This window comes from Shewanella sp. LZH-2 (assembly GCF_016859145.1).
Classification (GTDB): Bacteria; Pseudomonadota; Gammaproteobacteria; order Enterobacterales; family Shewanellaceae; genus Shewanella; species Shewanella xiamenensis.
On sequence record NZ_CP069350.1, the window covers coordinates 2,421,598 to 2,443,224 of the forward strand.

At 46.0% G+C, this 21,627-nt stretch carries 17 protein-coding genes and 3 tRNA genes; 10 read left to right on the forward strand and 10 right to left on the reverse strand.

Features of this window, described 5'->3' with window-relative positions; translation table 11 throughout:
• Window positions 1-6 precede the first annotated feature (6 nt).
• Together pgl and zwf are read right to left on the reverse strand one after the other, a co-directional pair.
• Window positions 7-705: a 6-phosphogluconolactonase gene (gene pgl / locus JM642_RS10775; protein WP_203431766.1), complete on the reverse strand. Its 699-nt coding sequence runs from the start codon at window positions 703-705 to the stop codon at window positions 7-9.
• Between the two features lie 9 nt (window positions 706-714).
• On the reverse strand, window positions 715-2,187 hold the full coding sequence (gene zwf / locus JM642_RS10780) for a glucose-6-phosphate dehydrogenase (protein ID WP_203431767.1): 1,473 nt from the start codon (window positions 2,185-2,187) through the stop codon (window positions 715-717).
• A gap of 312 nt (window positions 2,188-2,499) precedes the next feature.
• Between zwf and JM642_RS10785 the strand changes: the two genes are divergently transcribed.
• The gene (locus JM642_RS10785) at window positions 2,500-3,354 is read left to right on the forward strand and encodes a MurR/RpiR family transcriptional regulator (protein ID WP_011072455.1); all 855 of its coding nucleotides are present in this window, start codon (window positions 2,500-2,502) and stop codon (window positions 3,352-3,354) included.
• Between the two features lie 185 nt (window positions 3,355-3,539).
• Window positions 3,540-4,979 carry a pyruvate kinase gene (gene pyk / locus JM642_RS10790; RefSeq protein ID WP_037418713.1) on the forward strand — a complete coding sequence of 480 codons (1,440 nt, stop codon included), beginning with the start codon at window positions 3,540-3,542 and terminating at the stop codon, window positions 4,977-4,979.
• A gap of 140 nt (window positions 4,980-5,119) precedes the next feature.
• Here pyk and JM642_RS10795 read toward each other — a convergent pair whose 3' ends face one another.
• A complete protein-coding gene (locus JM642_RS10795; protein ID WP_099458141.1) occupies window positions 5,120-7,399 on the reverse strand; it encodes an acyl-CoA dehydrogenase in 2,280 nt (759 codons plus the stop codon).
• A 16-nt stretch (window positions 7,400-7,415) separates the two neighbouring features.
• Window positions 7,416-8,054 (reverse strand): TetR/AcrR family transcriptional regulator, encoded by a 639-nt coding sequence (locus JM642_RS10800; protein WP_037429545.1) that lies wholly within the window; start codon window positions 8,052-8,054, stop codon window positions 7,416-7,418.
• Window positions 8,055-8,272: 218 nt separating this feature from the next.
• Here JM642_RS10800 and JM642_RS10805 point away from each other — a divergent pair, with 218 nt between their 5' ends.
• Window positions 8,273-10,123: a M2 family metallopeptidase gene (locus tag JM642_RS10805; protein ID WP_055648244.1), complete on the forward strand. Its 1,851-nt coding sequence runs from the start codon at window positions 8,273-8,275 to the stop codon at window positions 10,121-10,123.
• Window positions 10,124-10,263: 140 nt separating this feature from the next.
• On the opposite strand, the gene smrA is transcribed toward JM642_RS10805, so the two are convergent.
• Window positions 10,264-10,854, reverse strand: coding sequence for a DNA endonuclease SmrA (gene smrA, locus JM642_RS10810; protein ID WP_088585638.1), 591 nt, complete (start codon window positions 10,852-10,854; stop codon window positions 10,264-10,266).
• 132 nt (window positions 10,855-10,986) lie between these two features.
• Here smrA and JM642_RS10815 point away from each other — a divergent pair, with 132 nt between their 5' ends.
• Window positions 10,987-11,562, forward strand: a complete 576-nt coding sequence (locus JM642_RS10815; protein WP_037418700.1) for a hypothetical protein — start codon at window positions 10,987-10,989, stop codon at window positions 11,560-11,562.
• Between the two features lie 29 nt (window positions 11,563-11,591).
• Window positions 11,592-12,086, forward strand: coding sequence for a YchJ family protein (locus JM642_RS10820; RefSeq protein WP_203431768.1), 495 nt, complete (start codon window positions 11,592-11,594; stop codon window positions 12,084-12,086).
• Window positions 12,087-12,205: 119 nt separating this feature from the next.
• Here the strand turns inward: JM642_RS10820 and JM642_RS10825 are convergent, their stop codons facing one another.
• From JM642_RS10825 to JM642_RS10835, 3 genes are all read right to left on the reverse strand, one after another.
• A complete protein-coding gene (locus tag JM642_RS10825) occupies window positions 12,206-14,389 on the reverse strand; it encodes an EAL domain-containing protein (protein ID WP_203431769.1) in 2,184 nt (727 codons plus the stop codon).
• 189 nt (window positions 14,390-14,578) lie between these two features.
• Window positions 14,579-14,866 carry a DUF406 family protein gene (locus tag JM642_RS10830; protein WP_037418691.1) on the reverse strand — a complete coding sequence of 96 codons (288 nt, stop codon included), beginning with the start codon at window positions 14,864-14,866 and terminating at the stop codon, window positions 14,579-14,581.
• A 164-nt stretch (window positions 14,867-15,030) separates the two neighbouring features.
• Window positions 15,031-15,519 carry a VC2046/SO_2500 family protein gene (locus tag JM642_RS10835; protein WP_047538452.1) on the reverse strand — a complete coding sequence of 163 codons (489 nt, stop codon included), beginning with the start codon at window positions 15,517-15,519 and terminating at the stop codon, window positions 15,031-15,033.
• 125 nt (window positions 15,520-15,644) lie between these two features.
• On the opposite strand from JM642_RS10835, the gene JM642_RS10840 reads away from it, so the two are divergent.
• From JM642_RS10840 to JM642_RS10850, 3 genes are all read left to right on the forward strand, one after another.
• Window positions 15,645-15,729 (forward strand) — tRNA-Tyr (locus JM642_RS10840).
• A 39-nt stretch (window positions 15,730-15,768) separates the two neighbouring features.
• Window positions 15,769-15,853 (forward strand) — tRNA-Tyr (locus JM642_RS10845).
• Between the two features lie 129 nt (window positions 15,854-15,982).
• Window positions 15,983-16,067, forward strand: a tRNA-Tyr gene (locus JM642_RS10850).
• A gap of 181 nt (window positions 16,068-16,248) precedes the next feature.
• Here the strand turns inward: JM642_RS10850 and queE are convergent.
• On the reverse strand, window positions 16,249-16,917 hold the full coding sequence (queE, locus tag JM642_RS10855; protein WP_203431770.1) for a 7-carboxy-7-deazaguanine synthase QueE: 669 nt from the start codon (window positions 16,915-16,917) through the stop codon (window positions 16,249-16,251).
• A 188-nt stretch (window positions 16,918-17,105) separates the two neighbouring features.
• Here queE and queC point away from each other — a divergent pair, with 188 nt between their 5' ends.
• Together queC and rrtA are read left to right on the forward strand one after the other, a co-directional pair.
• Complete coding sequence (queC, locus tag JM642_RS10860; protein ID WP_023267229.1) at window positions 17,106-17,825, forward strand: 7-cyano-7-deazaguanine synthase QueC; 720 nt, start codon at window positions 17,106-17,108, stop codon at window positions 17,823-17,825.
• Window positions 17,822-18,436 carry a rhombosortase gene (gene rrtA / locus JM642_RS10865; protein ID WP_203431771.1) on the forward strand — a complete coding sequence of 205 codons (615 nt, stop codon included), beginning with the start codon at window positions 17,822-17,824 and terminating at the stop codon, window positions 18,434-18,436. Before queC ends, rrtA begins: the two co-directional genes overlap by 4 nt.
• Window positions 18,437-18,584: 148 nt before the next feature.
• Here the strand turns inward: rrtA and uvrB are convergent, their stop codons facing one another.
• On the reverse strand, window positions 18,585-20,606 hold the full coding sequence (gene uvrB, locus JM642_RS10870) for an excinuclease ABC subunit UvrB (RefSeq protein WP_203431772.1): 2,022 nt from the start codon (window positions 20,604-20,606) through the stop codon (window positions 18,585-18,587).
• Window positions 20,607-21,627: the final 1,021 nt, after the last annotated feature.

Here is a 21,627-nt window from a genome sequence, read left to right on the forward strand (position 1 = left end):
GACTCCTTAAGCGCTCCAGAACACATCAACGGGCGTTTTACGCTGCGCTAATACGGCTCTGATAGGCATAGCATTAACATCGTCATTTTCTAAGGCTTGACGATATACGGATAATTTCTGTTCCCCGACCAAATGCAAATAAATCTGCCGGCTATTGAGGATCGCACTCTTAGATAATGTGATCCGGCCATGGGGCGCCGTAGTTGGGTTGGTTGCCACGCACAAAGCTTGAGTGGTCAACGCCTCGTTTAACTCAGCACTGCATGGGAACCATGAACATGTGTGACCATCGTTCCCCATCCCGAGCACGACCACATCGAATGGACGCGGAAAGTTAGACAGTGATTCAGAGGTCATATCTGCGCCCGCTTCAGCGCTTGAGAACATATTCTTCAAGCCGCGGAATTTGGCATTGGCGGCACGATGTTGCAATAAATGCTCGCGCACTAACCGTTCGTTAGAAGCACTATCTTCCACATCGACCCAACGCTCATCGGCAAGCGTAATGTAAACATCACTCCAGTCGATGGATTTCATGCTAAGTAGCTCAAACAGCTTCAGCGGCGTTGAACCACCAGAGACCACTAAACTGGCCTTGCCACGGGCATCTACCGCTTCTTGCAACTGGCTAGCGATTTTATTGGCTAACTGTTGCTCGAGTGCAGCAGGTGTATCAAAGGATTTAAATACGGTTTCTTTAATCATCAAAGCCCCCTATTCATCCCACGAACGACCGTCTTTGGTGATCAGCGCGACGGAAGCCACGGGTCCCCAAGTGCCAGCAGGATAAGGTTTTGGTTTTTCATTGCTCTGTTCCCATGCTTGGATGATGCCATCCACCCATGTCCACGCCTGTTCAACTTCATCTCGGCGAACGAACAAGGCTTGATTACCGAGCATGGCTTCAAGCAATAAACGCTCGTAGGCATCGGCAATGCGCTCATTTTTAAAGGTATCCGAGAAACTCAAGTCGAGCTTAGTAGTTTGCAAACGTTGTTTTTGCTCTAATCCTGGCACCTTGTTCATCATCTGGATCTCAACCCCTTCGTGTGGTTGCAGACGGATGGTTAACTTGTTAGGTGGCAAGTTACGGTAGCTAGAGCGGTAAAGGTTGTGCGGAGGATTTTTAAAATACACCACAATTTCAGAACTCTTAAACGGCATGCGCTTACCGCTGCGCAGGTAAAATGGCACACCTGCCCAACGCCAGTTATCGATATCGACCCGCAGCGCCACAAAGGTTTCGGTGTTCGAATGTACGTTCGCGCCCTCTTCCTCTAAATACCCTGGGACTGGGCTGCCTTTAAGGAAACCCGCGCTGTACTGACCACGGACGGTGTTTTCATACACATTATCAGCATTAATTGGCCGCAGCGACTTTAGTACTTTTACCTTTTCATCGCGAATACTGTCAGCATCTAAGTTAACAGGGGGATCCATCGCAACCAGCGTCAACACTTGCAGTAAGTGATTTTGGATCATATCGCGCATTTGACCCGCTTTATCAAAGTAACCCCAACGGCCTTCAATACCGACTTCTTCCGCAACCGTGATCTGGACATGATCAATAGTCCGGTTATCCCATTTAGAGGCGAATAAGGAGTTAGCAAAACGCAGCGCAATCAAGTTTTGAACGGTCTCTTTACCAAGATAATGGTCGATACGATAGACTTGGCTTTCTTTAAAGTAGGCAGAAACTTGATCGTTAATCACATGGGAAGATGCGAGATCAGAACCAATGGGTTTTTCGAGAACGACGCGAGAATCACTGTGGATCAAATTTTGTTCATGTAAACAGCGGCAGATATCACCAAAAATCGACGGGGGGGTAGCAAAATAACTGACCATGACGCGCTCTTCAGGTTTGAGCAATTCATGGAAGGCACTGTAGCCAGCTGATTCAGTAAAATTAGTGCCGACATAATGACAGCGGGACACAAAACGATTGAGGGTTTCTTCGCAGAGAGGTTCTTTGACGAAGGTGTTTAACGCAAGGATGACTAGCTCTCGAAATTCATCCTGACTGAATTCATCTTTTGCGACGCCGATAACCTTAGTATTTTTGTCGAGAAGTTCAGCCTTATCTAACTGGTATAAAGAAGGTAACAACTTGCGTCTTGCCAAGTCGCCTTTAGTACCAAAGAGTACGAAGTCACAAGCTTTGGCGCCTGATGATGTTTTGCCCATTGCGTTACGCTCTCCTTTGTATGTCGTGTCACTTCATGTCAATGAAGAAATCCACACTTTTGTTGTAATATAACAACAGAATTTGTTAAATGCATCTCTTTTTATCAATATTAACATTCTAGCTAACTAGGCACCTAAGGCATAAATCTGATATGATTTTTGTGCTTAAATTACTGATGATAGTAAATTCTTATTTCAAAAACCGACGTAAAACTTACTTAAGCAATCTTGATTAGTGGGATCGTCAAGCTGATCTGTGGCACTAAACAAAAAAAAATAAAATTACATACTCAATTTAGCGGACATACGCGTATGAATACCCTAGAAAAGGTTCAAAAAAGCCTCACCCATTTTAGTAAGTCAGAACGCAAGGTTGCAGAGGTCATCTTAGCCTCTCCGCAAACAGCTATTCACTCCAGTATCGCCACACTCGCTAAGATGGCAGATGTCAGTGAACCTACTGTGAACCGTTTCTGTCGCCGCTTAGATACTAAAGGCTTTCCTGATTTTAAGTTACATCTGGCACAAAGTCTCGCAAACGGCACGCCTTATGTGAGTCGCCATGTGGAAGAAGATGATTCTCCCGAGTCATACACAACAAAAATATTCGAATCTTCAATGGCTTCTTTAGATACTGCCCGTCAAAGTTTAGACGTAGCGGCCATCAATAAAGCCGTTGATATTCTGACTCAGGCCAAGACAATTTCATTCTTTGGCTTAGGGGCATCAGCCTCAGTCGCCCATGACGCACAAAATAAATTTTTCCGTTTTAATGTGCCTGTCATCTGTTTTGACGATGTTCTGATGCAACGCATGAGCTGTATCAACAGCAATGAAGGCGATGTTGTGGTTTTAATTTCCCACACAGGCCGCACTAAGTCATTGATCGAAATAGCACGTTTAGCAAGAGAAAACGGCGCTGCCGTTATTGGTATTACGGCTCGTAACTCGCCGTTATCAATGGAATGTACACTGCCTGTGACGATGGAGGTGCCAGAGGATACAGATATGTATTTACCTATGGCCTCGCGTTTAGCGCAATTGGTGACTATAGATGTATTGGCGACGGGTTTTACCCTACGCCGCGGCCCTCGTTTCCGTGATAATTTAAAACGGGTAAAAGAAGTGTTGAAAGAGTCTCGTATCAATAAAGATCCGATACTGTAATTCACTTCCTATCTTTAAAAAGGCTAGCGCAAACCCTACGTCTAGCCTTTTTTAAAGCAAATTTCAGCGATACCTCACAATTTTAAAACATAACTTCAGATCAATTTGATTGTAACTTTACTACATAATTTGGAATTGCATGCTAATATAGTCACAAGATTTTTTTAACTTTAACGGAGTATCTTATGTTCCGCAGAACCAAAATCGTCACCACCCTGGGCCCCGCCACTGACCGTGACGATAACTTACGCCGCATTATCGCGGCAGGTGCAAACGTTGTTCGTCTTAACTTCTCCCATGGCTCCCCCGAAGATCATCTCAAACGCGCGACTCAAGCTCGCGAAATTGCAAAAGAATTAGGTGTACATGTAGCGATTTTAGGTGACCTACAAGGTCCTAAAATCCGTGTTTCTACCTTTAAAGACAACAAGAAAGTCCAACTGAAATTAGGCCAAGCTTATATTCTTGATGCTGAACTCCCCAAAGGTGAAGGCGATGAGAATCAAGTCGGTATCGACTATAAGCAATTACCTGATGATGTGAATGTTGGCGACATCCTGATGCTCGATGACGGCCGTGTCCAACTACGTGTTGAGCGCGTCGAAGGTCGTAAAGTCCATACGACGGTAACGGTTGCGGGTCCTTTATCAAACAATAAAGGGATCAACAAGCAAGGTGGTGGTTTGTCCGCTGCGGCACTGACCGAAAAAGACAAGGCTGACATTCTCACCGCAGCGATGATCCAAGTGGATTATCTAGCCGTTTCCTTCCCACGTAGCGGTGCCGATTTAGAATACGCACGTTCTTTAGCACAGCAGGCTGGTAGCAATGCACTGATCGTCGCGAAAGTTGAACGTGCAGAAGCGGTTGCTAGCGATGAAGCAATGGATGATGTAATTTTAGCCTCTGACGTTGTCATGGTTGCCCGTGGAGATTTAGGGGTTGAGATTGGTGATGCTGCACTAGTGGCAGTACAAAAGAAACTCATCGCCCGTTCACGTCAGCTCAATAAAATTGTCATCACTGCGACTCAAATGATGGAGTCAATGATCTCAAGCCCAATGCCAACCCGTGCAGAAGTGATGGACGTGGCAAACGCTGTGCTTGATGGTACAGACGCCGTGATGTTATCAGCCGAAACCGCTGCCGGTGACTTCCCTGAAGAAACGGTTAAAGCAATGGCGAATGTGTGTGTTGGTGCAGAATCTCACCCAAGTGTGAAAGTCTCTAAACACAGATTGGATGCACGTTTCACCTCAGTTGAAGAAACCATCGCCCTATCGACTATGTATGCGGCAAACCACCTAGAAGGTGTTAAAGCGATTATTGCTTTAACAGAATCAGGTGCAACACCTAAACTGATGTCGCGTATCAGTTCATCTTTACCAATCCTTGGCCTATCTCGCCATGACACAACACTGGCGAAGATGGCTCTGTACCGTGGTGTATTACCGATTTACTTCGACTCAACGATCTATCCAGCCGATGAGCTCGCGCAAAAAGCATTGGAATCATTAACCAAAGCGGGTTACTTACACAGCGGTGACTTAGTGTTAATGACCAAAGGTGATGCGATGGAAACCATCGGTGGCACTAACACTTGTAAAGTGCTAATCGTCGCTTAATCTTTGCTGATTGGCTTTCGTTAGACGAAAAAGTTAGGCTAAAAGTCATTAAACTTAAAAACAAAAACCACCTCAGTTGAGGTGGTTTTTTTATCTTTTGTAACAGCGACAAACTATTGTAGTCGTGCTAACAAATCAGATTATAAGGCTTCAAAATCATTCACATTGATGGCGGCTAAACGTAACTTATCCGCATGCAATAGTGTTTGATGTTCTTCGCTATTAATCGTGCCCTGCTCTAGCGCTTTAGCAAATAGAACCAAGTTTGGTACTTTTGCGGGTAACTCACCGCTGCGCTGTGCTTTTTTCAGCTTTTTGTAAATCTCTTTACATGCATACTGTGCTACAAACGCTTGTTCTACTTCAGCAATACCACCCACATCGCCTTCAAACTCAGGACAAAGGAAGGTAATGCGCTCGCGGGCAGGACTTGGTTTTAACATGCCAGAGACAAGCTCAGTCGCCATTTTATCGCTCGGCGCATTAAAATGATTGCCGATCGGGAAAATGAGTGCTCGCAATAACCAAGCAACTGGGCGGTTTGGGAAGTTGCGGATCACGTCCTCTAGTGCTTTCGCCGCTAAGTGTAGACGATTAGCCATTACATAACGTACCGCAGGTAAATCATCCTGTTGGCGACCATTGTCTTCAAATAGTTTTAGCGTTGCAGAGCCTAAGTACAACTGACTCAATACATCGCCCATCCGTGCAGACAACATTTCCTTGCGTTTTAAATCGCCGCCCATAATCAACATTGAAATGTCCGTCATAAAGGCCAGCGCCGAAGATAAACGGGACATATCTTTGTAGTACTGTTTGGTTTCGCCACTTACTGGGGCGCTACCAAAACGACTCGCAGTTAAGGCACTAAATAATGCACTGAACGCGTTACGCGTCGCATACCCCATATGGCCCATTAGCAACGAGTCAAAACGCGCAAGCGCCTCGTGCTGATTTTCCATAGCTGCCGCTTCCATTTCGGCCAGAACGTAAGGATGACAACGGGTTGCGCCTTGACCAAAGATCATTAACGAGCGGGTAAGAATATTCGCGCCTTCTACGGTGATCGAAATTGGATTCGACATATAAGGATGGCCGAGGTAGTTTTTAGGTCCTAATTGGATCCCCTTACCCGACTGAATATCCATCGCATCGTTCATAACAGCTCGGCCAAGTTCAGTCATGTGGAACTTCGCAATAGCCGTCACCACTGAGGGTTTGACTTTAAGGTCAATGCCTGTGGTGGTTAAACGACGTGCAGCTTCTAACTGGTAGGTATTGGCAATAATGCGAGCAAGGGCTTCTTGCACCCCTTCAAACTGACCAATCGCCATGCCAAATTGGTGGCGCACATAACTGTACGCTGTGGTGGTTTTGGTTGCCATATGGCCTGAAGCAGTTGCCAGCGCTGGCAGAGAAATACCGCGACCCGCTGATAAACATTCAACCAGCATGCGCCAGCCTCTGCCCGCAAATTCTGGACCACCAATGATCCAATCGAGCGGAATAAACACTTCATCGCCTTGGGTTGTACCATTCATAAACGCCATATTAAGTGGATTATGACGACGACCAATCACCACGCCAGGATGATCGGTTGGGATCAACGCGCAGGTAATACCAAGATTCTTTTTATCACCTAATAGACCGTCAGGATCGCGCATCTGGAAGGCTAAACCCAATACCGTTGCAACAGGTGCTAAGGTGATATAACGCTTATTCCAGGTTAATTTAAGGCCTAATACCTCTTCGCCGTTAAACTCACCACGGCACACAATGCCCACATCTGGGATTGCGCCCGCGTCACTGCCTGCTTCTGGGCCTGTTAACGCAAAGCAAGGTATTTCATCGCCTTTCGCTAATGCAGGTAACCAACGTTCCTTTTGCTCTTCAGTGCCATAGTGAGTTAATAATTCACCAGGGCCTAATGAGTTAGGTACCATCACAGTTACCGCAGCACTCACGCTACGACTAGCTAACTTGCTCACAATCGTCGAATTGGCATAAGCCGAAAACGCTTTACCACCAAATTTTTTCGGAATGATCAGCGCAAAGAAGCCTTCTTTTTTGAAATAATCCCACAGCTCTGGCGGCAAATCTTTTCGATTATGGACAATGTCAAAATCATCGATCATTGTCAGGGCCGTCATGACCTGATTATCAATAAAGTCCTTCTCTTCTGCCGTCAGCGTTGGCTTGCCGTAGCTGTGCAGTGTGTTCCAGTTCGGATTACCGCGGAATAATTCCCCTTCCCACCATACATCACCCGCTTCCATCGCTTCGCGCTCAGTATCGGATAATGGTGGCAACACTTTTTTGAAAAAATGGAAAACTGGCTGGGTAATAAATTGCATTCTGAGGCTTTTTACTGCAAACAGCGCAATAACAGCTATCAGGGCAATAATTATAATCGTCAACATAATCAAGACCTTTTTATTAAGAAGCTACGGGAACTGATACGCCCGCGGCCATGTAGGGGATCACTTTACGGATCACGGCTTCAATATCGTTGTGCTCGCCAAATTCGGCCGCAGCAATATCGTTTAAGGCGTCAGCTGAAGCCATAGTGAAAACGATTGTGCCGAGGGTAAAGTGTAAGCGCCAAAACATTTCTGCCTGAGGAATATGGGGAGCACTAGCCGATACCGCCTTCACAAAGGTATCTAGATGTTGTCCATAGTGGGTGGTGATAAACCAGCGCAGATGCCCTTGGCTTTCGATATAACCTCGTCCAAGTAGCTGTAGGAAAATTGTGGTACCTTCCGTGCGCAAGTCATTTAAATCCAATAACGGATCGACTAACGCCGATAAAATATCCTCTAGCGAAGCCTGAGAGGATGCAGTATGTAAACGTTTTATAGCCGTCGATGCTGCGGGCATAAAAACGTCTAAATAGCGGGCTAACACTGCACGGATTAACTCTTTTTTAGAGCCAAAGTGATAATTCACCGACGCTAAATTGACCTCTGCCTTGCTAGTGATAAGTCGTAATGACGTCTCAGAAAAACCTCTTTCGGCAAAGAGTTTCTCTGCAGCATCAAGTATTCTTGTTTTTGTATCAGATCGACTTGCCATTCCGTGACCTTGAATTAATTTAAAACACTCGTTTAAATTAAACATTGGTATGGTCATTGTCAAACGAAAAATGACCAAATAAGCTGCGTCACAACAACGAGGCTTAACAAGCCAATCACAGTGATTGCAAAAAAGAGCCAAAAGCCATCAAGTTTTATTCAAAATACAATCCACTTAGGTAGAATGTGCAACACAAAAACAACAGCGGATTGCAATACATGACTATTCGATTAAATCATCCCACGACACTCGCGCTCACCATTGCGCTAACCTTAGGCTTAAGCGCCTGTAATGATGCACAAAGCAAGGCCGATGCTACTACAGCTAACAAAAATGCGCCCGATAAAGCCCAGGCCATTGCCTTTATACAAGATGCGGAAGCGCAAATGGCGCAGTTATCCATCGAAGCGAATCGTGCCGAATGGATTTACAGCAACTTTATTACCGAAGATACCGCAGCATTATCGGCCGCCGTGGGTGAAAAAGTCAGCGCCGCTTCCGTTAAGTTTGCCACTGAAGCCGCAAAGTATGCCAATGTGGAACTCGATCCCGCCAATGCGCGCAAACTGAATATTCTGCGCAGTGCACTTGTGTTACCGGCGCCGCTGGATCCCGCCAAAAATGCTGAGCTAGCGCAAATTAGCTCCGAACTCAATGGGCTCTACGGTAAAGGCAAATATTGCTTCGCCGATGGCAAATGTATGACGCAACCTGAACTGTCTACCCTGATGGCAGAATCGCGGGATCCAGCTAAATTACTTGAAGCGTGGAAAGGCTGGCGTGAAATTGCAAAACCAATGCGTCCGCTATTTCAACGTGAAGTTGAACTCGCTAACGAAGGCGCAAAAGACTTAGGCTACGCGAATCTGTCCGAGTTGTGGCGCAGCCAATACGATATGAAACCCGATGAATTTTCACAGGAATTAGACCGTTTATGGGGACAAGTTAAACCCCTCTACGAATCCCTGCATTGTTATGTTCGCGGCGAGCTGAATAACGAATACGGTGATGCCATTGCGCCGAAAACAGGCCCGATTCCGGCACATTTGCTAGGGAATATGTGGGCGCAGCAATGGGGGAATGTGTACGATCTCGTCGCCCCGAATGATGCCGATCCAGGCTATGATGTGACCGAGCTACTTGAGCAGAAAGGCTACGATGAGCAGAAAATGGTGAAACAAGCCGAAAGCTTTTTCACCTCTTTGGGCTTTGCGCCGCTGCCAGAAAGTTTTTGGAGCCGCTCTTTATTCTTACAACCCAAAGATCGCGACGTAGTGTGTCACGCTTCCGCGTGGGATCTGGATAACCTCGATGATATCCGCATCAAGATGTGTATCCAGAAAACCGCTGAAGACTTCACCGTCATTCACCACGAACTTGGACACAACTTCTATCAACGTGCCTATAAACAGCAGCCTTTCCTGTTTAAAAACAGTGCCAATGATGGTTTCCATGAGGCCATTGGTGACACGATTGCACTATCTATCACCCCGAGCTATCTAAAACAGATTGGCTTGCTCGAAGACGTGCCCGATGCTTCGAAGGATATTGGCTTACTGCTTAAACAAGCTCTGGATAAAATCGCCTTTCTCCCCTTTGGTTTGATGATCGACCAATGGCGTTGGAAGGTATTTAGTGGCGAAATTACCCCTGCCCAATATAACCAAGCCTGGTGGGAATTAAGAGAGAAATACCAAGGCGTTAAGGCCCCGACTGATCGCAGCGAAGCCGATTTTGACCCAGGTGCAAAATACCATGTGCCCGGTAATGTGCCTTATACTCGCTATTTCCTCGCGCATATTCTGCAATTCCAGTTCCACAAGGCGCTGTGTGAAACGGCTGGAGACAAGGGCCCTGTGCATCGATGCAGTATTTACGGCAATCAAGCGGCAGGAGAAAAACTCAATAAAATGTTAGCGCTTGGTGCAAGCCAACCTTGGCCCGTTGCCTTAAAAGAAGTCACAGGAACGGAAATGATGGATGCGAGCGCCGTACTCGATTATTTTGCGCCGCTTAAAATCTGGCTTGATGAGCAGAACAAAGCTGCGAATCGTCAATGTGGCTGGTAATTAAGCCTCAGGTGCGAGTCATATCCACGCCTTAAACTAAACCGATAAAAATGCCCAACGATGTTGGGCATTTTTTTAAGCTCCAGTATTAACGTCTAACGCTCGCGACAATCAGAGAAATCAATGCGTTCGCAAATCCATTAACGCCATCCCATTCCCTTACGATTTGCTTCTTTATTCTCAATCTTAAGCTGCTCGGATTTAGTCAACATCACATATAAGGCGCCCGTGCCGCCCTGCTCGGTTTTCGCAGAATGGTAGGCAAGTACCATATCAAGCTGAGATAACCAGTGACATACCGCTGATTTAAGCAATCCAGCCACGGGTTTACTGTTATGGCCTTTACCATGGATAAGCATCACACAACGTTCCCCATGGGCCTGCGCCGCTAACAAATAATTGAGTAACGCATCTCTGGCCTGACTTAAACGGTAGGCATGCACATCTAACTCCATTTTAATACTGTACTGCCCCAGCCTTAAGCGCTTAAAAACAGCCCCCTGAACCCCTTCACGCTTAAAACTGGCTATATCATCGGATGCCATAATCGGGATCAAGCTTAAATCCAGCGGCATACAAGCCAAATAAGCCTCACGTTGCAGCGCATCACGGCGCTGAATTTGCTCATCCGTTAATGCCTTAGGTTGTAAATTCACCACCTTGACATCACCTTTAAGTGGCACAACTCCCGCCATTTCTTCAAAAAATAGTGCCGATTCATTATCCAGCATGGCAAGCTCCTCCACTCTTCACTCTCAGTGTGCACTTTTACAACAGAAACACACTTTGTAAACATTCACCCCTTTAGTTCAGCGGGCACCTCCATTATAGTGGCGCCATGAATGCTTGATTAGAATAATGTAATGAGATTTTTGCTGCTAGCCCTGATATGCCTATTGTCGCTGCCGAGTTTTGCGACCCCCTCAAAAGCCAAGACCAGCATGACAACAGATCAATTGATAAATGCGAATTATCCTTTGTTTACTCAAGCATTTAATGAACTTAATCACGACGTCACTGCCGAGATTTATGCGAAAGACGCAAGTTATCTGTCAGAAAGTCAAAGTAAAGAAATTTATTACGGCCGTGATAATATTGTCGCCATTTATCAACGCTTTTTTGATAAAATCCGAACCAAAAAGGCCCGTATCGATATCGACTTTCGGGTGCTAAACCGCAAATTATCAGGCAACAGCGCGTTCGACACTGGCTATTATTTAGTGCGTTTTTATCCCGCCGAAGAGACTGGCGAACCCGTGAGTGAATTTGCAGGCAAGTTCGTCATTGGCACACAAAAAGACACCCAGCACCGCTGGAATGTCACCCTTGATATGAACAATCGAGCCGAGCCTAGTTTTTATTTGAATGCGAAGCCTGTGCCAAATCTTTACTATGGCCGTCAGTTTCCGCCGTTACCTGACAGTAAAAAACCAAAGTAATAATCTTTATTATTTAGCAAGTTACACTCATGACACCAGAAGCCTATTGTCCCTGTGGCAGCCAAAAACCTTATCAGCACTGTTGTGAAACGTTGCACCTTAATGTTGATTCAGGGACTCAAGTGGCCACCACTCCCGAACAACTAATGCGTTCACGCTACTGCGCATTTGTGTTGAAAAATTTTGATTACATTATTAAAACTCACCATGTAAACTTTCTCGATGGCTTAACCTTCGAACAACTACAGCAAGGCCCACATCCACATTGGTTAGGGCTTGAGGTCTTAGCTGCGAATGAAGAAATCTATCCCGATGGTACTCAACGCGGCAATGTGACCTTCAAAGCTTGGTATAAACTCACGGGTGAGATTGATGCAATCTATGAACGATCTGAGTTTATATTTGAACAGGGCCGTTGGTATTATACCCAAGGACAACAAATGCAGGCCAAACGCCCTGGGCGCAACGATCCCTGTGTTTGCCAGAGTGGTAAGAAATTTAAACAGTGCTGCTTAACACGATAGTTTTTTTGATGACAGTATCGACTCATAAAACAATCGATTCATAAAACAATCGACTCATAAAATAAAGGCAATCAATTGATTACCTTTATTTTTTTATCACATCAATACGAACATCTGGTTTAGTGGGCGATAAAACTCGATTGTTTCGCGGCCAGCAAAAACTGCGCAAACTCGGGTTCTCGCAGGGCTGGACTGTATAAATATCCCTGTGCCTGATGACACAAACTCTTGGCTAAAAACGCCTCCTGCTCAACGGTTTCTACCCCTTCTGCGGTCAAGGAAATATTGAGCGCACTCGCCATCGCAATAATGGCCGAGACGATTTCTTGGCTTTCGCGGCTAATCGTCAAATCTGAAATAAACGAGCGATCGATTTTTAACTTACTGATAGGAAACTGTTTAAGGTAGCGCATCGAGCTGTAACCCGTCCCAAAATCATCGATAGCCAAGCCTACCCCCAGTTCAGCCAACTCCTGACACAATAAGGTCGCATGGCGAATATCGCCCATGAGTTCCGTCTCTGTAATTTCTAAAATTAAGGTTTTGGGCTTTAAACGATAACGGGTCAAGAGTTGCCATACTTGTTCATACAAATTACCACTAAAAAACTGCCGCGCAGACACGTTAACATGCATGCTAAGATCGGCATTGTGATGCTGCCAAATATTCAATTGCCGACAGGCCGCCTCTAATACCCAACTGCCTATCGCATTAATCATCCCCGATTGCTCGGCAATATCAATAAACGCGCCGGGATATAGCACGCCTCTTTTGGGATGATGCCAACGAATAAGCGCTTCGGCACCGATATAAGTTTGCTGTTCGAGATCCCTTAAGGGCTGGTAATAAAGCTCAAATTGTCGACCGCGAATAGCACTATGCAAATCGCGTTCAATTTGCGCATCTTCCTTAAACGCACTCAGCAATGTACTGTTAAAGACTTGAATTGCTGTGCCCTTTTTCTTCTTCGCATATTGCACTGCAATATCGGCGCAGGTCAGTGGTGCAAATAAATTTGCCACCGAGGCAATATCAACCACGGCCAGTGCGGGTTTAGGTTCCACTTGTTCACGGCCAATTAATATCGGCATGGCTAAATGCTGGTATAAGCGGGTGCTGATATAACCCAAATCATAAACTGCGTTATCGTCGGTCAGTAATACCGCAAACTCATCACTACCGACACGAGCGATTTCAGTCGCTTTGTTGATGTCTGAAAAATGCTTTAAGCGCCGGCCAATCTCAATCAACAGGCTGTCGCCATTTTCATGACCATAAGTATCGTTAAAACGCTTAAAGGCGACTAAATCGACTAGCAACAGTAGCCCATGTGTTGTTCGCTCGAGCACTCGATTAAAGTGACTGCGATTGTTAAGTCCAGTCAAGCTACAACGCCACGCCAGACGTTCCAACTCCGCTTTGTAGTTATGCTCATCCGTACTTTCTTCACCCGACACTAAAGCGTAATGATTGCCTCTATCGGTGATAAATTGGCTCACAACATATTTCAGCCAATAACGACTACCATCAGCACGATTAAATTGCACTTCACCTTTTGCCAGTTCACCTCTGAAAATTTTTGCTAAGGTCTGCTCAGCTAACGCATTGTGCTGTTTGAAAAAAGTTAAATCACGTAAATTAGTGCCAACGCTCCTGCTGCGCGAAATACCACTAATATCCTGATGGGCTTGGTTAACGTACTCCACTTTTTCAGTGTGCAAGTTAATCAACATAGTCATTTGACGAGATTGTTCTATGGCGCAGCGAAAAAGGCTGAGACGTTCTTCTTTATCGTAAGCATGTTTGGTAGCAAGAGTGAGGGCTAATTGATCGGCCATTTGGCAAGCCAGATGAATTTCACTATCGTGCCAATGGTGTGTGAGCTGCGCACGCTCAATGCAGAGCACGCCCTCAAGATGGCCATTGATACGGATGCCAACTTCGAGACTAGATAAAATTTGGCGTGGAATAAAATAACTATCGACTAATTCTGTCAACCGCGGGTCAATAAGCGTATTACCAGCATCTATATGTCTGTGATTTTTTAGTTCATTTAAATAACGCGGCACCGTTTGCAGCAGTTTAGGACGGTAGATGTCCTGCAGCGCCATCGCCCCAAACTGGGCGACGAGAGATTGGGTGTTTTGCTCGGCAGAAAAAATCCACACCGACACCAAGGAGACCGCTAAATTCTGACACAGTAGCTCTGTCGCTAACTCTGCCGTCTTAGTGAAATCACCCTGCTGCTTTGCCGTAGAATGGACTAAAGACTCTAATAAGTGTTGATGCTGACGTCGCTTCACTCTGATCCCTACAAAACTTCGTGTTGGGTAAAACGATACTGCTGCGACTAACACACTAAAGATAGGAGTGTTAATGGAGCCGATTTATCATTGTTTTTGTTGACGCAGATTACACTATCTACATTTAAAACAGCAACATCGGCCACACTTTATTACAAATTAACCTCGACTTGTATCACAGGGGTTGCGCTATAGACCATTCTCTAACTGGAAAATCATTTTTTCGACACTGACATCAAATACCAGTTTGAGCGTCACCCCCGTTTCACCTCGAGTAACGCTCGCTTGCGTGTGTCGAAAACGTGTCTGAGCACGCTCAACCATCTTTGCCGCCTCATTTTCCGCCTCGCCACCCGTAAACTGCAACTCAAGCACAGTATCTTGTTCATCAATCACAGCACCGATGTCGACAAAGCTGCCGCAATCGGTACATGTGTCGTTTACTGTGGGGGTTTGTCCTGCAATGATACCTTTCATAGGGTTATCCTCTCTAATGGTCTCATGTTAAAAACTCAACATAAGCGATTCAACATTAATATCACTAACGACTAATTATAGGGAATGATGATGAGAGAGACTCTGGTATTGCTCACGCTTATTACCCGAAATAATACCTTTGATAATAAATAGCCTCAGTAGCATTAAGCACTGGTTAAGCGTGGGATCAAATTACGTTGGATCGCCAGTTGATCGGCAAAGTGCATGATTTCAACTTGAGGAGATGGCAATTGTCCCCGCTGACGCAAGCGAGTTGTAAACTCACAGTTACTTAAGGCTTCGGCGATGGCGATGGGTTCACCACCTCGGATCACTAATGCTTCCGGTCGCAAGGCCTGTTGCAATTGAAATGCTCTTGCCCCTTGCTGCATAAACACGGCGCTATTGTCGATAATATGATTGTCTGAGGATAAATCCGCCACTAACGTTTGTTTTGGTGGTAATTCAAACTGACGTTGTAGTTTTTCGGCAGTATCGAGTTCTTTTTGCCATTGAAACTGCGCCATGTCCCTCGCGTCAGCAGACAATAGCGACAGCAACAGGGCAAACTCACCTCGCCTGTTGTGTTCGATTGCCGCATTTAAGCGGGAGCCAATTTGGGCTTCATTGATTAAAGGAACATCGATTTGCATAAAAAAACATCGCTAAAACAACTCGTTGTCAGTTAATCGACCAGTTGAACAAGAACTTTAGGAAAATTTTCATATTTAGACTTTACATGCCTAAGGTTTCTGACTACTATGGCGGCCGCAATTGAGGAGGGGTTCCCGAGTGGCCAAAGGGATCAGACTGTAAATCTGACGGCTCCGCCTTCGAAGGTTCGAATCCTTCTCCCTCCACCATTTGCACTAACAATTAGCGATGCTATAAAAGATACTCGTGGAGGGGTTCCCGAGTGGCCAAAGGGATCAGACTGTAAATCTGACGGCTCCGCCTTCGAAGGTTCGAATCCTTCTCCCTCCACCACTTTTATCTTCTGTTGTTCGTCAATCGTTAGTCTGCTGTAAACTTGCTTTACCCTTAAATCTGGCCAAGATTTAAGATAACTTTAAAATCAGACTCGATGAGTAAGACTAAAAGTTGAAGAAAATATGTGGAGGGGTTCCCGAGTGGCCAAAGGGATCAGACTGTAAATCTGACGGCTCCGCCTTCGAAGGTTCGAATCCTTCTCCCTCCACCACTCTTTCTCATATCACGCTATATACCGCTTTATTCCCCAAGTTTTCTTTCTAGCATTCCACCTTATCCAAAGTTATTTTTTATCGCTTACTTAAGACTATTGTCTTTAATTCATAGATTTTGCTGATAAAAAAACGCCCCATTCGGAGCGTTAAAGAAAAGTGCACAGCGCTAAGTAGCGATTAATCGATATTCAAGTACTTATGGGTCTGAATCGATAAACGCCAGTTGCGGGCAATACACACCTTCATCGCTAATTCCGTTGCCCTTGGTTTTTGGCTGATGGGTTGCAGACAGATGGTTTTCGACGACACATCAATCCCTTTGAGCAACTCATCGAGTTCGTCGATATGATTTTCGGTTGCTATCGGGTGCTTTATCTCGTTGGCGCGGCTCAAGGCCTGCGCTAACACCTTATAACCACCTTTCATATTGATCTTTGGCGAGACAGTCACCCAGGTATCAGCATCGCACTTCACTTCAAAGGTACCACTGGTCTCGATTTGAGTGGCAAAGCCAGCAGCATGGAGCGTGTGGGTTAATTCATTCAGATCGTACATGCAAGGCTCGCCACCGGTGATCACCACATGGCGCGCCGTATATCCCTTAGCGTTGAACGCCTCGATAAGACTCTGCGCCGTATGATTAGCCCAGCGCCCCACGGAACCATCGACGGTGATCACTTGTTCGGGTGACACCTTGTTTTCCTCAAGCAGATCCCAAGTCTGTTTGGTATCACACCAAGCACATCCCACAGGGCAACCCTGTAAACGTACAAAAATGGCGGGCACTCCGGTAAAGACACCTTCACCTTGAATGGTTTCAAAGACTTCGTTGACTGGGTAATTCATGCTTGCGTTCCGTTTTTCTGGGGCGGCATTTATAGAGGATTTTAGCTGCAGCTGCAAGTTTTTACCGCCTCACGCATAGTGTTCCCAAAAGCGATATACCCGTCGCCACGCGCCAGCAAAGAGTTTGCAAGCCCTAGCGCCTGAGTTACACTTACGCCCTATTTTATGTGTCAATTTAAGTGGATCCTATGTCAGCAGCGTCAGTTTCAAAGGTGGTAGTGGTTTTCAGTGGCGGACAAGACTCAACGACTTGTCTTATTCAAGCCTTAACTCAGTTTGATGAAGTCCACGGGATCACCTTCGATTATGGTCAACGTCACCGTGAAGAAATTGAAGTTGCTAAATCCCTCGCCAAGCGCTTAAAGATCACTAGCCATAAAGTGATGGATGTGAGCTTACTCAATGAGTTAGCCATTTCAGCCCTCACCCGCGATGCGATCCCCGTGTCCCACGAATTAATGGAAAATGGCTTACCCAATACCTTTGTGCCGGGCCGCAATATCCTGTTTTTGACTTTGGCGGGGATCTACGCCTATCAATTAGGGGCCGAGGCGATAATTACCGGCGTGTGTGAAACCGATTTTTCGGGTTATCCCGATTGTCGCCACGACTTTGTCCGCGCGATGGAATCGGCACTGGTGCAAGGCATGGACAAAAAGCTTGAGATCATCACGCCATTAATGTGGCTTAATAAGGCCCAAACTTGGGCGCTGGCCGATAAATACCAGCAACTCGATTTAGTTCGCCACCATACACTGACCTGTTATAACGGCATTGTCGGTGATGGTTGCGGTGACTGCCCAGCCTGCCATCTTCGCAAACGGGGCTTAGAGGATTACCTGCAAAATAAAGCAGAGGTGATGGCCTCGCTCGACAAGGCAACTGAAACGGGTAAACCGCAGGCGTGAGACTGTTGACGTTAAAAAAACTCAGCCCCTATTGGCTGGCGCTTATCGTCAGTCTGCTCTGCGCGCTCTTATATATTGCGGGAATTTTTACCCCGAGCATAGATAACCTGCTGGCCTATCGCCGTAGCGCCATCAGTGACGGTCAGTGGTGGCGCCTGATCACAGGCAATCTGCTGCATACCAATCATTGGCACCTGCTGATGAACCTCGCAGGATTATGGGTAGTATTGTTTTTGCACCACTTTCATTACCGACTTAAAGGATTAACCGCGCTGTTTGTCCTGCTTTGTCTGTTTGAAGGCATTGGCCTGTATCTGGGTTATCCGCAACTCTTAGGCTATGTCGGGCTGAGCGGCATGTTACACGGCCTTTTTACCTTTGGTGCTGTGCAGGATATACGCCGCAAAATGCGCTCGGGTTATTTGTTGCTTATCGGGGTGATAGTTAAAGTCGGCCATGAACAATTTTATGGTGCCAGTGATGATGTGACCGCAATGATTGGTGCACGCGTGGCCACTGAGGCGCATTTAGTTGGTTTGATCTGTGGCTTAGTCTGCGCGCTCTTATTCTTTATGCTCCCACGCACGATGCTAACCAAAGAAAAAGCATAAAGTCTCGATTCTTCTTTGATGATCTAATCCAATAAAAAGCCGCTAACACAATGTGTTTAGCGGCTTTTTATTCAGTAAAACACCTTAGTGGCAGAACGTTAGCATCACAGCGTCGAGTCTCAACGCCTTGCTTAGGCGAGAAACTCATTTATGCGCTGATCAGTAATTCCCTTAAGCGTTTCACCTCATCACGCAAGGCCGCCGCCTGTTCAAACTCCAAGTTACGCGCATGTTCATGCATTTGCTTCTCGAGCTTGTCGATATCATGGCTTAACTGCGCCGCATCGGCTTGATAACGTTTCGCTTTAGGCTCAGCCACTTTCCCCAGTGACGATTGGCTATAACCCTTTTCAGTGTCTCTACCATCGTCCACATCCATCACATCGGTAATGCGCTTGACCACGCCCTTTGGCACTATGCCATGCTCAAGGTTGTAGGCGTGTTGTTTCTCGCGACGACGCTCGGTTTCACCCATCGCCTTGGCCATCGACTGGGTGATCCTATCCGCATAGAGGATAACCTTGCCATTGACGTTACGCGCGGCGCGGCCAATGGTCTGAATAAGCGAACGCTCCGAACGTAAAAAGCCTTCCTTATCCGCATCGAGAATACAGACCAAGGAAACCTCGGGCATATCTAAACCTTCACGCAACAAGTTGATGCCGACCAGCACATCAAACTTACCGAGGCGCAGATCGCGGATGATCTCCACCCGCTCTACGGTATCGATGTCCGAGTGCAAATAACGCACTTTTACGCCGTGTTCGTCGAGGTATTCGGTCAAATCCTCCGACATGCGTTTGGTTAAGGTGGTGACAAGCACCCGCTCGTTGACGGCAACGCGCTTGGCCACCTCGGAGAGTAAATCGTCCACTTGAATGCTGACCGGACGCACTTCCAACTCGGGATCGAGCAAGCCAGTTGGCCGCACCACTTGCTCAACAATCTCGCCGCCACTCTTATCCAGCTCATAAGGGTTTGGTGTTGCCGACACATAAATGGTCTGCGGCATCAATTGCTCAAACTCTTCAAACTTCAGCGGCCGGTTATCCAGCGCCGAGGGTAAACGGAAGCCATATTCCACAAGCGTGGTTTTACGGGAGCGGTCACCCTTATACATGGCGCCAATTTGCGGCACAGTGACGTGGGACTCGTCGATAATCAACAAACCATCGGCGGGTAAATAATCGAGCAAAGTTGGCGGACCTTCACCCGGTGCACGACCCGACAGATAGCGGGAGTAGTTTTCAATTCCGGAGCAATAGCCCAGTTCGACCATCATCTCAATATCGTATTGCACCCGCTCATGGATCCGCTGCGCTTCAATCAACTTATTGTTGTCGAGCAAATATTGCTTACGCTCGCGCAGCTCTTCCTTAATTAATTCGGTCGCTTCGAGGATTTTTTCCCGCGGCGTCACATAGTGGGTTTTCGGATATACAGTAGTGCGCGCAATGCGTTTAACAATTTGCCCCGTTAACGGGTCAAACTCGCTTAAGCGTTCAATTTCATCGTCAAATAGCTCTACCCGAATACCGTAGCGATCCGAGTCAGCAGGAAAAATATCAATGACTTCACCACGAACCCGGAAGGTACCACGCTGCAACTCAAGATCGTTGCGGGTATATTGCAGCTCACTCAAGCGCTTAAGAATGTCCCGCTGTCCCATGGTATCGCCTTGGCGCAGGTGCAATAGCATCTTTAGGTAAGAGTCAGGATCGCCAAGACCATAAATCGCCGATACCGAGGCAATCAGCACCACATCCTTGCGTTCCAGCAGGGCTTTAGTGGCCGAGAGCCGCATTTGTTCAATATGGGCGTTTACCGAGGCATCTTTTTCTATAAAGGTATTGGATGCGGGGACATACGCCTCGGGCTGATAGTAATCGTAATAGGAGACAAAATATTCCACCGCATTATTGGGGAAAAACTCTTTCATCTCACCATATAACTGTGCGGCGAGAGTCTTATTTGGCGCCATAATAATGGTCGGTCGCCCAAGCTTGGCAATCACATTGGCGATGGTGAACGTCTTACCAGAGCCCGTCACCCCTAATAGGGTTTGGCAAGCAAGGCCTGATTCGAGGCCATCAACCAATTTAGCAATGGCTGTTGGCTGGTCACCTGCGGGGGCAAATTGGGATTCAAGCTGAAAAACAGATTCTGACACGCGCTACATATCCTTGTGGTTAGTCGAACCATTCTAATCAAGAGACAGATTAAGCTCCAGCAGTTATCTTATAATCAACCTACACTGAACATAAACGCCAATGTAACAAGTAGTAACTTTTATCAAATGTAATTAAATTACAAACCATTTATCTCCAATGTTGGGGATGAAAAATACTCCGCAATCCCGCATGGTTTCTCGCTTATTTCGACTTATCAACAAATTCTGTGGATAACCCTGTGAGTTGCGACTTAAAACAAGCGACAAACCCTTGGTGCGCGGGCGATGGACTTAAATTGCACTATTTTGGCGATAAAAATATTAATCCTTAAATTTCATATAGTTGACAATTGCAAGCCTTATATTTTTTAGCATAAATTTAAGTTGCAATTTTGTAAGCAGATGAAAGTCCTTCCTTGTGTATTAATTTGGCATTAATCCTGAATTTCAGTGCGTTTTATCGTCAGTTTGAGCACTAAAACGCCGTAGTCAAAAAGTTTCACTTTGCTGCAATCAAATGGTCATCTTGATGTTTAACGGCGCTCATCTAGTGACTAGAAAGAGGATAATGCCCGAGTTGTGGCTCTATTTGCCTAAACGTCAGTGCTCACTACTCACGCAATAGACTCAGCCCAAATAGCATCATTAACATTATAACGAGGTAAGCGATTATCTATGCGGGCAAAATCTTTTCTGAGTAAGGGTTCGCATCTGCCGGAATCCGCATAGACTTTGTTTGCTATTAGTTCCTGTAAACATTCAGCCAATTTTGCACTTTCGTGTATTTATTCAATGCCGTAGTGATTTTGATGCTCAAGCGACGGATCTTTAAGCAATTGAAGATATGAGCCAGCCTTTAAGCACTTTTCATTGACAAATTTTATGGTACCGAACAGCGCTATCTTGCGAAAAGTTAAGTTATTTCTTCATCAAAATGCTGATTTCTACACCATGATGCACATTAGATGAGCACTTAACAGCATAATTACACTTTTTTTAGTAACTCGAGTTGACTCCTCCA

Excerpts from the sequence above, each read along its gene's own strand:
- pgl (WP_203431766.1), bottom strand. The coding sequence starts at position 705 with ATGATTAAAGAAACCGTATTTAAATCCTTTGATACACCTGCTGCACTC.
- zwf (WP_203431767.1), bottom strand. The coding sequence starts at position 2,187 with ATGGGCAAAACATCATCAGGCGCCAAAGCTTGTGACTTCGTACTCTTT.
- JM642_RS10785 (WP_011072455.1), top strand. The coding sequence starts at position 2,500 with ATGAATACCCTAGAAAAGGTTCAAAAAAGCCTCACCCATTTTAGTAAG.
- pyk (WP_037418713.1), top strand. The coding sequence starts at position 3,540 with ATGTTCCGCAGAACCAAAATCGTCACCACCCTGGGCCCCGCCACTGAC.
- JM642_RS10795 (WP_099458141.1), bottom strand. The coding sequence starts at position 7,399 with ATGTTGACGATTATAATTATTGCCCTGATAGCTGTTATTGCGCTGTTT.
- JM642_RS10800 (WP_037429545.1), bottom strand. The coding sequence starts at position 8,054 with ATGGCAAGTCGATCTGATACAAAAACAAGAATACTTGATGCTGCAGAG.
- JM642_RS10805 (WP_055648244.1), top strand. The coding sequence starts at position 8,273 with ATGACTATTCGATTAAATCATCCCACGACACTCGCGCTCACCATTGCG.
- smrA (WP_088585638.1), bottom strand. The coding sequence starts at position 10,854 with ATGCTGGATAATGAATCGGCACTATTTTTTGAAGAAATGGCGGGAGTT.
- JM642_RS10815 (WP_037418700.1), top strand. The coding sequence starts at position 10,987 with ATGAGATTTTTGCTGCTAGCCCTGATATGCCTATTGTCGCTGCCGAGT.
- JM642_RS10820 (WP_203431768.1), top strand. The coding sequence starts at position 11,592 with ATGACACCAGAAGCCTATTGTCCCTGTGGCAGCCAAAAACCTTATCAG.
- JM642_RS10830 (WP_037418691.1), bottom strand. The coding sequence starts at position 14,866 with ATGAAAGGTATCATTGCAGGACAAACCCCCACAGTAAACGACACATGT.
- JM642_RS10835 (WP_047538452.1), bottom strand. The coding sequence starts at position 15,519 with ATGCAAATCGATGTTCCTTTAATCAATGAAGCCCAAATTGGCTCCCGC.
- queE (WP_203431770.1), bottom strand. The coding sequence starts at position 16,917 with ATGAATTACCCAGTCAACGAAGTCTTTGAAACCATTCAAGGTGAAGGT.
- queC (WP_023267229.1), top strand. The coding sequence starts at position 17,106 with ATGTCAGCAGCGTCAGTTTCAAAGGTGGTAGTGGTTTTCAGTGGCGGA.